Here is a 13,074-nt window from a genome sequence, read left to right as displayed (position 1 = left end):
CATTTTGTATCTCAAAAAACTATCTCTCAAATAAAGGCGGTATCAGCGTCTGTCTTTTTTACCGTCGTCTTCACCTTCCTCATCATCCTCTCCCTCATTGTCTTCCTCTTCTTCCAGGTCATTCTCTTCTTCCTCATCACCATTTTCGTTTTCTTCTTCCAGGTCTTCGCCTTCCAGCTCTTCGTCGTCATCCTCTCCGTTTTCTTCTTCTTCGCCCTCCTCCTCTTCAGGAGAGTCCGGACCCGGGTCTTCCTCAATTTCTTCTATAACTATGTGTTCTACGATCAGCTCTTCTCCGGCAGTTGTTTCTGTTCCTTCTTCCCCGCTTTCTTCCTCATTTGTTTCCCCGGCGGATACAAAGTCAACAGCTTCACCATTGAGGTGCCCGTGACCAGTTGCGCCTTCTATCAATTCCCCGTTCTCACCCACTACCATCACGATGGCATCATCATCTGTACGGTCGCCCGCTGCCGTATTACCGGCTGCTTCGTGGCTGGCCTGTTCGGCAATGGCATCATTTACATTGGTGGCATTGACCATGGCTTCATCAAATACTTCCTTGAGCTTGGGCAGGTCTTCGGCAGTGTTGATGCCGAAATAATCCATGAAGTTCTTGGAAGTACCGTATACCAGGGGGTGACCGGGCATTTTTTCGTTGCGGCCAGTGATGACGATGAGCTCTTTTTCCAGTAATTTCTGGATGGCATAGTCACTGCTTACGCCGCGGATGGCTTCAATCTCCGCTTTTGTAACGGGTTGCTTGTAGGCTATGATGGAGAGTGCTTCCAGCGCCGCAGTGGATAACCGTTTAAGGAATTTATCACCGTTGAGCTGGGCTACTGTTTTATGGTAATCTCTCTTGGTAAGGAACTGCCAGCCACCGCCGCTTTCCCGTACTTCAAAGGGATAAAATTCTGACTTGTATTTTTCTACAATGCCTTCCAAAGCAGATTCCACCTGATCCAGTACGATCTTATCTTCCATGAAGCCAAAAGCATTGTTGATAAGCTCGGTAAGCTCCAGGGCCGTCAGTGGCTTGTCACTCGCAAAGATGAGGGCTTCAATATGTGGTATAAGATGTCCTATTTCCATACTGGCAGTTTATGATTGCTGGTTTATGGTTGCTGTAATCGGGTAAAACCACTCCAAAGGAATCCTTCGGACAAACTACAAACAATAAACTTGATTAACCCTGCAGGGCAGCAGCACCACTCACGATTTCTGTGAGCTCGGTAGTGATCGCAGCCTGACGGGCACGGTTGTAAGATATCTTGAGGTTCTTTAATAATTCATTGGCATTTTCCGTAGCCTTATCCATGGCGGTCATGCGGGCGCCATGTTCGGAAGCATGTGCATCCAATACCGCCTTGAACAGTTGGGTGTTCAGGATCTTCGGCATCAGTTCTGCAATGAGCTCCTGCTGGGAAGGTTCAAAGATGAAGTCACTCTTTTTAGCGCCTTCCTTTTGCTGTACTTTGGGGATAGGCAGGAAACGCTCCAGGGTAAAGTACTGGGTGGCAGCGTTTTTAAATTCGCTGTATACCAGTTCTACCACATCAAACTGACCGCTTTCAAATGCTTTTACCGCTGCCTGTGCACAGGCCTGTACGTTTTCGAAAGTGAGGTGCAGGAAGATATCTTTGAAGGTTTCATCGGCCTTGTATTTATTTTTGAGGAAGTGCTCAAAGCCTTTTTTACCGATGTTCCAGATGTGCACATTGCCTTTGGCAGCCTGTGCAGTATATTTTTCAGCAATGGCGCTTTTGGCCAGCTTGATAATATTGGCATTGTAGGCGCCACATAAACCACGGTCGCTGGTAATAACGATGAGCAATACTTTTTCAACGGGTCTTTCCACGGCCAGGCTGATCCCTACTTCACCATCTGCACTGCTTACGATATTGCTCAATACTTCCTGCAGTTTGCGGGCATAGGGGCGCATCTGGATGATGGCATCCTGTGCTTTACGCAATTTGGCAGCACTCACCATTTTCATGGCTTTTGTGATCTGCTGTGTATTCTGTACCGACTTGATCCTGTTACGAACTTCTTTTAATTGACCTGCCATGTATGGAGGGTTGAAAAGTTTGCTGTTTAGAGCCTGTTTCTGTTAAAACAGAACCCTTTTTAAATCGGCGGCAAAGGTAGCGTATAGCGCCCGGATTTCCATCCCGCTGTGGAAAATTCCGCACTGCGTGGGGGAGAAAAACAGGACCCCGGGATAAAACCGCCGCCCTACCTAGTTACGTATACTTATTATAAACTATCTGCTGTGACGAAGATCTTTATTACCGGGGGTACCGGGTACATTGGAAAACGGCTTATCAAGGCCCTGCTACAGGATGGCCATTATGAGATTAAAGCCTTGATCCGCAAGGAGTCAGCCCACAAATTACCTCACGGGTGTGAAGCTGTTTATGGCAATGCACTGGAAGCCACCAGTTACCAGGACAAGATACCCGACCGGGCTGTTTTCATCCACCTGGTGGGTGTTCCCCACCCTTCTCCCCGCAAGAAAGAAGAATTCCGCGAAATTGACGGTGTATCGGTACGGGAGGCAGCCATTGCCGCCGTGCAGGCACATGTGCGGCATTTTGTATATGTGAGTGTGAGCCAATACCCCAGCCACCTGATGAAAGATTACCAGTTGGTCCGCAGCATGGGAGAAAAGCTGGTGAAGGGTACAGGGATCCCCTGCTCTATCATCCGCCCCTGGTATGTACTGGGCCCCGGTCACTGGTGGCCCATCATACTGCTACCGCTGTACCGGCTGGCCTCCCTGTTTCCCGCCACCCGCGAAATGGCCCGCCAGCAGGGACTGGTCACTATTGACCAGATGATTGCCTCCCTGGTCTATGCCATCAAGAATGCACCGGTTACTTCCGCCCTGTATACGGTACCCGATATTAAACAGCTAAACACTACCCATTTCCGGTTTCAGCCGGCCTGATTAGGACTATTCTTATGACCTAAAGTTTATCCCTGCCCGTAATTTATACCATTGCCGCTCTTACCGGCTCCTTCCCGTTTACAGCAGCCTTTCTTTCTTTTTGTGCTGAAGGAAATATTTAGCACTTTTGTTACTTGTTCAACGAAATCTATGGCCAAAGCGAAGAAAAAAGAAGAACCTGTTATCCTGGTCACGAATGATGATGGCGTTACTGCCCCCGGCATACGTAACCTGGTAGAAGCTGTAAGAGACCTGGGAAAGATCGTAGTAGTAGCCCCCGATAAACCGCAATCAGGCATGGGTCATGCCATTACTATCGGACAACCTTTACGCCTTACCCCTGTTCAGCATTTTGATGGTATTGAAGCTTATCAGTGTACCGGCACACCGGTGGATTGTGTGAAGCTGGCAGTAGACAAGGTACTGCACCGGAAGCCCGACCTCTGCATCAGCGGTATTAACCACGGGGCCAATCATTCCATTAATGTCATTTATTCCGGCACCATGTCCGCCGCCGTGGAAGCGGCGATTGAAAGTATACCTTCCATTGGCTTTTCATTGCTGGACCATAGTATTGAGGCCAATTTCGATGCATCGCGCAAGTATGCCCGTATTATTGTGGAGCAGATGCTGAAGAAGAAGACCGATAAGCATACGGTACTGAATGTGAATATACCTGCTGTAGAGGAATCACTGATCAAAGGTATCCGCATTTGCCGGCAGGCTTATGCCAAGTATGAGGAAGATTTTGTGGAACGTAATGATCCAAATGGCCGGAAGTATTATTGGTTGACGGGTGAGTTCGTGAATTTCGACAAGGGAAAGGATACGGACGTATGGGCATTGGAAAATAATTATGTAAGCCTGGTGCCTGTACAATTTGATCTGACTAATTACGTTCTAAGGGACAAACTCCAAAAAATGTGGAAATTCTAATGCTCAAGAAAGACAATCTCCGCTTTGGCATGCTGCTCGGCTTTATAGCCCCCCTGATTAGCCTGGTAGTTTATTATTTTGTAAAGTTTTACCCGCTCCATAGCGTTAGCGATTTCTTCACATTTGTGGCCCGGAATAAAGGCCAGATAACGGCCATTTCTGTTCCCTGCCTGATCCTGAATATTGCCCTCTTTACTTTCTACATTAATACCCACCGTGATAAAACGGCCAAGGGGATCTTCGCCATTACCCTGATCTACGCCATTGCGGCGTTGCTGCTGAAGTTTGTTTTGTAAAGGCAACGAGGCATAAAGGTCCGGTTTATAGTACTAATAAGTGCACTGGCCCTATTGGCAGGCTACCTGAATAGTACCCATATAGTACTGATTCTGTGTAAATTCCCTACACGTATGGCACCAATATGGTATAGGCTAAGCACACTAAGCATACCCTTCCAGTGCAAGGTTGATAGCCTTTCAGTGCAAGTCTTAAGGGGAAAACCCGCGTGCAGACTGCACTCCGGCTACGTTTTCAGGCCACTGACTTCTTTTAGTTACTTTGCAGCCGAAATGCCAAGAAGGATATGCGTTATTATATTATAGCCGGTGAGGCTTCGGGCGACCTGCACGGAAGTAATCTTATTAAGGAGTTGAAAAAGCTGAACCAGGCTGCCACTATCCGTTGCTGGGGTGGCGACCTGATGCAGGCGGCAGGCGCTGAGCTGGTCAAGCATTACCGGGAGCTGGCCTTTATGGGTTTCCTGGAAGTGGTAAAGAACCTGGGCACGATCTTGCGCAACCTGAAGTTCTGCAAGGAAGATATCTTACAGTTCAGGCCCGATACCCTGATCCTGATCGACTATCCCGGTTTTAACCTGCGTATTGCTGAATGGGCGAAAAAGCAGGGCATTACCGTGATTTATTATATCTCACCGCAGGTATGGGCCTGGAAGGAGAACCGGGTGAAGAAGATGAAAACCTGCATTGACAAGATGCTGGTAATCTTACCCTTTGAGAAAGATTATTACCGCAATAAATGGAACTGGGAGGTGGAATATGTAGGCCATCCGCTGGTAGAGGTAGTGGAAGAACGGCAATCGGCAATCGTGAATCGGCAATCGGCAGTCGGCAATCGGTCCGAAAGGACTCCTTCGGAGCAATCAGAGTCGTTGACTAATAGCGATCAAGCATCCTCCGGGAAACCCATTGTGGCGTTACTGCCGGGCAGCAGAAAACAGGAGATACTGAAGAAGCTGCCGGTTATGCTGGAGGCCAGCAAGTATTTTCCAGACCTGCAGTTTGTGGTGGCCAAAGCGCCGGGACAGGAAGATGCGTTTTATGACGGCTTGCTGCAGGGCTATCCCAATGTTTCGGCTGTAAGCGGAAAAACCTATACCCTGCTGCTGCAGTCTGATGCCGCCCTGGTAACATCGGGTACCGCCACGCTGGAAACAGCCCTCTTCGGTGTACCCGAAGTAGTATGTTATAAAGGCAGCAATGTTTCGTACCAGATCGCCAAAAGGCTGGTCAAAGTCAAATATATTTCACTGGTTAACCTCATTATGGATAAGCTGGTGGTGAAAGAATTGATCCAGCATGATCTTACCCCTGAGAATCTCCGGCATGAACTGAATGAATTATTACACAATCCCGGCCGCCGGCAGCAACTGGCAGCCGATTATAAAGCTTTGAAGCAACTGCTGGGAGAGGGCGGCCATGCATCGGCCAAAGCAGCGGCCAGCATTGTACGGTTCCTGCAGGGTTAATTTATTGCCACCAATTACACGAATTTACACGACATAAAAAAGGCGGGCCGCCCCTGGGTAGCCCGCCTTTTTGTATTGATTGATAACGGTGTTATTGTATCAGCAGCTTCTTCACCACTACATTATCTTCCTGTATCACTTTTATGTAATAAGCGCCTGAAGGAATTTCTATAAGTGGCAGATTGTACGTTTGACCAGTTGTCGTAATCCGCTTTTGAAGCAACAGTTTGCCGCCCGGCGAAACGAGTTGTACCTCAGCCTTGCCAATGGATTGGGTAAATAACAGTTGCACCTGTTTACCCTCTCTTACCGGGTTGGGCAGGATGGTATAATCGAAATTGGTATGACCGCTCAAACGTCCCATCCTGGAGGGCGAATAGGTGTTCCTGCCGTCCAGGTCTTCCTGCCTGATGCGGTATTCATACAGGGTATTAACAGTAACAGCCTCATCGGCAAAGCTGTATTTTTTACTGCCGGTAGTGTTGACAAACGCAAGGGTTTCAAAGACAGCGCTGCCCGCTTTACGCCTTTCTATAGCATAGCTTTTTACGTTGCCCAGGTCTTCCACTTCCCAGTTCAGCAATAGCTGACCATCGCGTGGTTTCACGGTGAAGCTGGTGAACAGTACAGGCAATGCGGATTCCATGCTGAACATGGAAGACATCGGTATTACCTGTTTGAGCACGTTGGGGCCACTCCATTTCAGGGAAACAGTAGAGGGACTGGCAGCATTGCCATAGTTGGCCCAGAACTCCAGCCGTACGCGGTATTTGGTCCCCGCTGTCAATGCCATATCATAGGTCTCCTCTTCTGCCGGCTGTGTTGGCGGCCACCTGTTGATCTTAGGCGTGGTCAGGTTCTCAATATACAACCTGGTATAGCTTACTTTATTGGCCACATAGAAGGTATACAAGCCCGAAGTTCTTGGCTGTACATATCCATCCCAGCGCACGGTCCAGTTATCGGTACCGAAACCAGTGGCCGGAGCTCCGGTCCAACTGAAATCAACGGTAGGGTCTACACGGACCAGCCCGGCTGCTCCGTTAAAATTATCGCCATTCCGGTATTCGGCGGTGAGGCCCGCACCGGTATAGGTGGCTGTTTTTTCATAGATCGCCGTGATAGTAGTATCAGTATTGGGCGTAGTGATGGTAAGAGCCGGATTGGTGTTGCCATTACCCCAGCCTATAAAGGTGAACAAGGTATCTGCCAGCACATAGGTAGCCTGGGCAGTGATGTTCCTGATCACGCCTTTTACACTTGGCTTGTCTACCTGCGGTGGTGTAATGGTGCCATCCATATTGACAGGAATGGCTACGGCACGGCCGGCCGTAAGCGACCTGACATGCAGGGTAACTTTTTGGGGATACACTTCCCGGTAAACGGTCTTTTTAAGCCCCAGGTCATTAGTGGCAGTAAGATAGATGCGGTACCATACCGTATCAGATACTTCAATATTGCCCGGGACAAAATAAGAACCGCCGGCAACGCCAGATGTAGGATCGAGCCCGGGATGGAAATGGGTATCGTGGTGGAAGTCTATTTTCCAGGTAAGGCGATCAGCGCCCAATGGCCCTTCCACTCCATCGGTAGCTGAGCCGCTATAGTTGAGCGTACTGTTGGCCACATAGGTAGTGCCGTCTGCTGGCAATGTGATCACCGGCGTTGGCGGCTGGCGGGCAGTCACTTTCAACATAGCCTGGTTGCTGGTAACCGTACCGTGATCATTGGTAACCCGGCAGGAAAATAAAGCGCCGCTATCCGTTAGCTGTAAATTATGTAAGGTCAACAGTGGCTGGTCAGCGCCGGGTATGTCGGCGCCACCACGCAGCCATTGGTAGGAAAGGTCCAGCCCATTGGCCACTACCGTGAAGTTGGCGCTGTCGCCCACAGTTACTATTTGTGTTTGCGGGTTAGCTCCAATAACCGGCGCCAGGGAACCGGTATATACCACTTTCCACAGGGCGCCATCTGTGCTCTGTGTCTCAAACGGAGAACCGCTCCGCTCCAGGTAATAGAATTCACCGGAAGGCTTCACAGCAAATGCCACCGGCCTGTTGAGACCGGAGCCAAAAATTACCGGCGCATTGGCCAATGTATCGGGATTGATCATCCGGATGGCGTTATTACAATAATCGCTGTAGAAGAATTTGTTGATGTACTGCTGGGGAAAAGCTACCTGTGCCGGCGCGTAGAAAGCCGCCCCTACAATGGCGCACCCTTCATCATGGTGGTACACCAGGATAGGATCTTCATAATCGGCCGGTGGTGTGGTCCCGGTCTGCAGCATTCCCTCTACAGTAGCCCAGCCATAGTTTCTGCCGGCTTTAATATCATTGATCTCTTCCCAGGTATCCTGTCCTACATCGCCTATAAAATAACGGCCGGTTACCGGATGTATGTCCGCAGAAAAAGGATTGCGCATACCACGTGCATAAATTAACCGGTAATTACCTGTGAGCACATTATAAAAAGGATTGTCGGTAGGAATGGTGCCGTCTTTATTGATACGCAGCACTTTTCCGAGCAGGCTGCTGAAGCTTTGCGAAAACACAGGATTACTGGTTTCGCCGGTACTGATATAGAGCTTTCCATCAATGCCAAAGTTCAGGGCGCCGCCCACATGGATAGAGCCTGTCATGAGGTCCAGGTTGATCAATATGGTCTCCCCGCTCAATGTTTTGCTAACGGTATTGAAAGTAAAACGGCTGACCCGGTTGAACTTATTATTACCGGATGCATTGACGGTGTAATACAGGTATACATAATGATTGGTAGCAAACTGAGGATCAACAGCCACGTGCGTTAACCCTCTTTCACCGTCGGTATTGATCACACCCGCTATGTTAAGAATAGGCGTAGTGAGCAATACATCATTTTCCACCAGGAAAACCTTACCCCCTTTATCGGTGATAAAGAGGTACTGGCCATCCGGCGAAAATTTCATGTCGGTGGAGTTGATGCCGGTCGCAATCCGGATGGCCTGGAAACCGGCAGGAAAGGATTGGGCAGATAGCTGGTTGATAGAGCACAAGGGTACCACTAAGACCAATAACAATTTGTACAAAGTCTTCATGACAGACGATTTTAATGAACGTACTTTTGATGGTAAAAATGAGGAAGCAATGTCCCGGAGGTAATCCAGTTGGACTTAGATTATAGATAGCCTGTGTAATGCAAGGGATATCAGGATGAGAGCGGGTTTGAAGTGGGGCAAAAGTAACAAATATATCAATAGGGTCAACCTTTCGGTTGCATTAAAATGTTATGAGTAGCAAAACCAATGCCAACTCATTATTATTTTTTCGTGTCTATCATAGTGATATTGACCCAGTTGGCTATTCAATGCTTCCTGAATACAAATAACTTAAGTATTATAACAACGAGGGCCAGCAGGAACATGAAAAGAGAAATACGGTTAATGCCATGCATGTATTGCATCCACCGCGTATGCGGGGCTTTAGGGTCTCTCTTTTTGATGTAAAAATACTCGGCCAGTTGTCGCCACACGCCCATATTATAAACCAGTTAAGCACACAAAATTACAACAATAATGGTGAGGTTGTGAGTGGAGGGGTTTAAGGCGCTGTTTCCGGTAACCGGGGTGTTGCTTCCGGTGGAATGATAAAGGTGGGACACAAGAAGTTATCCTGTTGCCTGCGGGAGGCAACAAAGACAATTACTACGGATTTCAACAGGTTGTTTCATACAGTTACTCCACAGCCATGGTGTGGATCTTCCATCTTTCCAGTTTATGCAGGTTGCGGGTAAAAAAGCTGGCTACAAAGCCCGGAAAGCCAACAGATTTTAATTTTCCCCTTACCTGCATTTTCATATCCTCAACTGTAATGTTGCGTACGGTGAACCGGCCACCTTCGTAACAATGACTGCAGTACATGGTACTCCTGCTGCCATCGGCATGTGTGCCTCCACCGCGTTCGTCCCGCTTCATCGGCATTCCGCAGGACTGACAGTTTTTGTACACTCGTTCCATAGCAGTTGATTTTTTTGAGTAGCTACAAGATAATCAATTATGCCGGAAAACGGCGCGGGACAAGGGTTTTGTTTTATTCACAATGCAATTTTTTTATACGTGTTATAGCAAAAACTTATCACATTGAAACACATTACCTAAGCCGTTATTATACAGAAAATGGGGAATAAATTCCCTGACCTTGTACGGTTATTGGTGTTACTGTGTGGAACAATAATCAATAATTATTAATTGATAATTATTGATTATTGCCTTTGTCCTATTTACACCCTAAAGTCAAAAAGCTACCTTTATTTACAAATTATCATACATGCTATCGGCCAATGATATTAAGCAGAAGGTAGGAGAACAGGCAGCACAATTAATAAAACCGGGTATGACAGCAGGCATTGGCACGGGCTCCACTGCCTACTGGTTGCTGATGGCGCTGGGTAAAAAAGTACAGGAAGGACTGGCTATCCGTTGCGTGCCTACTTCCCGGGAAACGGCCCGGCTGGCGGCAGCACAGCATATCCCCCTCGTGGAACTGAATGATACCGCCGCCATTGATATTACTATTGACGGGGCCGATGAGATTGACCCGCAGGGCCAACTGATCAAGGGTGGGGGCGGCGCCCTGTTGCAGGAAAAGATGGTGGCTGCCGCTTCCCGGCAACTGGTAATTATTGCCGATCATACCAAGCTGGTGCAGCAACTGGGCGCCTTTCCTTTACCAGTGGAAGTGATCCCCTTCGGATGGAAACAGGTGCAGCGCCGGATACGGGAAATATACCATGTTGACAGCAACCTGCGCCTGAAAGACAACCAGCCCCTGATCACTGATCATGGCCATTATATCCTCGACTGTCATTTCGGGCAGATCCCCGACGCATTTACCCTCAATATTACCCTCAATACCATGCCGGGCGTGGTAGACAATGGTTTATTTATCAGGATGGCTACCAGTACGATAATAGGTTATCCGGATGGGACTATCCGGCAATCGGCAATTGTATCCGAATAGATCCTGTTTTATTAACTTTGACTATATCAGATTACAGTGATATGGGCAAAGCAAAGTTTACTACAGAGGACCATTTGTACCTGCAGGTAGCAGATGGCATTGAAAAGATGATCGCGGATGAGGTATTGCGCATTGGCGACAAACTGCCTTCGGTACGGGTGCTGAGTGAAGAATATGGCATCAGTATGGGCACTGCCTTCCAGGCCTATTATCACCTGGAAGGAAAGGGATTGATCGAAGCGAGGCCCAAATCGGGCTATTATGTACGTTTCAATCACCGCCGTTTTCCCGCCGTGCCCAATATGATACAGCCGGAGCCGGTAACCAGCGATGTAACGGTACAGGAAATGATCATGCGTATCCTGAAAGACGTGAATGCACAGGATATGACCAATTTCGCACTGGCCTCCCCTGCTGTGGAGTTACTGCCGGCAGCCAAACTGAACAAGAGTGTTGTATATGCCCTGCGCAACGGGAAAGATCATTGTATTGGCTATGAAAGTATTCAGGGCAATGCTGAATTGCGCAAGCAGGTGGCACGCCTGGCATTTAACTGGGGCGGTAAAATAAGGCCTGAAGAAGTATTGATCACATCGGGCTGCATGGAAGCGATCGTAATATGCCTGCGCGCTGTGACCAAACCAGGCGACACAGTAGCCGTAGAATCACCTGCCTATTTCGGCATTTACCAGGTGATTGAAAGCCTGGGCCTGAAGCTGGTGGAAATACCCTCTGACCCCAGTACGGGCGCCGACCTCGACTGCCTGGAAAAAGTGATCCGGGAAGTATCCATACAAGCCTGCCTGCTGGTACCCAACTTCAACAACCCTTCCGGCAGTTGTATGCCGGATGAACACAAGAAAAAACTGGTAGAGATCATTACCCGGCATAATATACCCCTGATAGAGGATGATATTTATGGTGAGCTGTATTTTGGCAGGCATCGCCCCAAAACCTGTAAGTATTATGATACCAAAGGACTGGTAATGCATTGTTCCTCCCTGTCCAAATCACTGGTACCGGGATACCGGGTAGGATGGGTATTACCCGGCAAATTCCTGAAGCAGGTAACCGCCCTGAAGATGATGCATACCATCAGCAGCCCTACCCTTACGCAGGTAGCCATCGCTCATTTCCTCAGTATTGGCCGGTATGAATATCACCTGAAAAACCTGCGCAAGGCGCTGCACACGCAATGCCTGCGGTATATACAAGGTGTGATGCAGTATTTCCCGGAGGATACCAAGATCTCGCGCCCGCAGGGAGGTTTTGTATTGTGGGTGGAGCTCAATAAAAAAGTAAATACCTATAACCTGAGTACAGAAGCCCTGAAGCACCAGGTATCTGTGGCGCCCGGACGTATCTTTTCCAATAGCTGCAATTATTCCAATTACCTGCGCATTGGTTATGGAAGTCCCTGGAATGAGAAGGTAGAGAAAGGATTAAAGACCCTGGGCAACCTGGTGAAGAAAATGGTGTAAGGGATGATCAACTACTCAAAATCATAATTCAGCAATTCCCTGGGATGCACGCCCAGCCCCTTGGCAAGTTCTACAATGGTAGAAAGTTGTATATCAAACTTCCCATGCTCTATCTTGGAGATATTACTGTTGTCCAGGTCACATAAGTCAGCCAGGCCCCGCAGGCTGAGGCCCTTGCCCTCGCGTACCGATTTCAGGTGTTCGCCAAACCGGATATTCATTTTACTATTTACTTTTTTCTGTGTTTGCGTAGCCATAGTTTCTTTTATCAGCTTAAAGATAAGCTACAATAAGCATATCGCCATACAACATACCATAAATACGGTATGCCTGACTGTTAAGTTCCCTGCCATCACCCCATGAATGGCCGGCAGGATAATCTTTTTCCAAAAAAACATGCGGTCGCATGAAACCGCGTACTGATATTAGTCGTATATTTGATGCAGTTACATTTAGCTGCTGACAAATTCTTAACAACACACGAGATCAAACCTGCCTTTTATAGCATTGCTGCCGGCCAATGATGCCTGCGGCAAGGATAATTATTGCGATAACATTTTAACGGTGCTTTTCTTTTATCACACGTGATAGCAATCACTATTAACCGTACCCTGTTTTTTCAAACCTTTTACCATGCAAAAAAACAACAGGCGCATTACACAACCCGGCAAGGACACGTTCAACAAAGAAGAAAAGCCAGCCCCATTGCAGGTTTTAGCAGATTTCTGCGATACTTACAAGCTGGATGAAGCAAACGAAATATTATGGGAATGCATAACCACCGCCATCAGCAAAAGTCCCAGCGTTTATGATACAGGCAGAGAACGCAGTAACCTGCTGTTCTTTTACGAAAAAATAAAGGTGCTCATAGAAACAGTCTACACCATAAATGCACAACAGGAGAAACCCAACCCTAAACAGGCAGGTCCTAAAAGCAAGTAGCCA

General features: G+C 48.0%; 13 protein-coding genes. 7 read left to right on the top strand and 6 right to left on the bottom strand.

Translation table 11 applies throughout. The features are described 5' to 3' along the window. Positions 1–42: 42 nt before the first annotated feature. Positions 43–1,092, bottom strand: a complete 1,050-nt coding sequence (scpB, locus tag HB364_RS09435) for an SMC-Scp complex subunit ScpB (protein ID WP_167287634.1) — start codon at positions 1,090–1,092, stop codon at positions 43–45. Between the two features lie 94 nt (positions 1,093–1,186). Further along, positions 1,187–2,068, bottom strand: a complete 882-nt coding sequence (gene atpG / locus HB364_RS09430; protein ID WP_167287633.1) for an ATP synthase F1 subunit gamma — start codon at positions 2,066–2,068, stop codon at positions 1,187–1,189. A gap of 204 nt (positions 2,069–2,272) precedes the next feature. On the opposite strand from atpG, the gene HB364_RS09425 reads away from it, so the two are divergent. The 4 genes from HB364_RS09425 to lpxB all read left to right on the top strand — a co-directional run bounded on the left by HB364_RS09425 (position 2,273) and on the right by lpxB (position 5,651). Then, positions 2,273–2,950, top strand: a complete 678-nt coding sequence (locus HB364_RS09425) for an NAD-dependent epimerase/dehydratase family protein (protein ID WP_167287632.1) — start codon at positions 2,273–2,275, stop codon at positions 2,948–2,950. A gap of 150 nt (positions 2,951–3,100) precedes the next feature. Next, complete coding sequence (gene surE, locus HB364_RS09420) at positions 3,101–3,886, top strand: 5'/3'-nucleotidase SurE (RefSeq protein ID WP_167287631.1); 786 nt, start codon at positions 3,101–3,103, stop codon at positions 3,884–3,886. Then, the gene (locus tag HB364_RS09415) at positions 3,874–4,182 is read left to right on the top strand and encodes a hypothetical protein (RefSeq protein WP_167287630.1); all 309 of its coding nucleotides are present in this window, start codon (positions 3,874–3,876) and stop codon (positions 4,180–4,182) included. The genes surE and HB364_RS09415 overlap by 13 nt, the downstream gene beginning before the upstream one ends. 287 nt (positions 4,183–4,469) lie before the next feature. Next, positions 4,470–5,651, top strand: a complete 1,182-nt coding sequence (gene lpxB / locus HB364_RS09410; RefSeq protein ID WP_167287629.1) for a lipid-A-disaccharide synthase — start codon at positions 4,470–4,472, stop codon at positions 5,649–5,651. 91 nt (positions 5,652–5,742) lie between these two features. Here lpxB and HB364_RS09405 read toward each other — a convergent pair whose 3' ends face one another. From HB364_RS09405 to HB364_RS09400, 3 genes are all read right to left on the bottom strand, one after another. Further along, positions 5,743–8,727, bottom strand: a complete 2,985-nt coding sequence (locus tag HB364_RS09405) for a PQQ-dependent sugar dehydrogenase (RefSeq protein ID WP_167287628.1) — start codon at positions 8,725–8,727, stop codon at positions 5,743–5,745. Positions 8,728–8,993: 266 nt separating this feature from the next. Next, a complete protein-coding gene (locus HB364_RS33505; RefSeq protein WP_317170687.1) occupies positions 8,994–9,167 on the bottom strand; it encodes a DUF6728 family protein in 174 nt (57 codons plus the stop codon). 196 nt (positions 9,168–9,363) lie between these two features. Beyond that, positions 9,364–9,645, bottom strand: a complete 282-nt coding sequence (locus HB364_RS09400) for a zinc ribbon domain-containing protein (protein WP_167287627.1) — start codon at positions 9,643–9,645, stop codon at positions 9,364–9,366. A 310-nt stretch (positions 9,646–9,955) separates the two neighbouring features. On the opposite strand from HB364_RS09400, the gene rpiA reads away from it, so the two are divergent. Together rpiA and HB364_RS09390 are read left to right on the top strand one after the other, a co-directional pair. Further along, positions 9,956–10,648 (top strand): ribose-5-phosphate isomerase RpiA, encoded by a 693-nt coding sequence (gene rpiA, locus HB364_RS09395; protein ID WP_167287626.1) that lies wholly within the window; start codon positions 9,956–9,958, stop codon positions 10,646–10,648. Positions 10,649–10,689: 41 nt separating this feature from the next. Further along, positions 10,690–12,129, top strand: coding sequence for an aminotransferase-like domain-containing protein (locus HB364_RS09390; protein WP_167287625.1), 1,440 nt, complete (start codon positions 10,690–10,692; stop codon positions 12,127–12,129). 11 nt (positions 12,130–12,140) lie between these two features. On the opposite strand, the gene HB364_RS09385 is transcribed toward HB364_RS09390, so the two are convergent. Beyond that, complete coding sequence (locus HB364_RS09385; RefSeq protein WP_208419886.1) at positions 12,141–12,386, bottom strand: helix-turn-helix domain-containing protein; 246 nt, start codon at positions 12,384–12,386, stop codon at positions 12,141–12,143. A gap of 376 nt (positions 12,387–12,762) precedes the next feature. Here HB364_RS09385 and HB364_RS09380 point away from each other — a divergent pair, with 376 nt between their 5' ends. Then, on the top strand, positions 12,763–13,071 hold the full coding sequence (locus HB364_RS09380) for a hypothetical protein (protein ID WP_167287624.1): 309 nt from the start codon (positions 12,763–12,765) through the stop codon (positions 13,069–13,071). The last annotated feature ends 3 nt before the right edge of the window (positions 13,072–13,074 follow it).

The sequence above is a fragment of the Paraflavitalea devenefica genome (genome assembly GCF_011759375.1).
In the GTDB taxonomy this organism is placed as follows: Bacteria; Bacteroidota; Bacteroidia; order Chitinophagales; family Chitinophagaceae; genus Paraflavitalea; species Paraflavitalea devenefica.
This window is presented reverse-complemented; position numbering and strand designations above follow the sequence as displayed.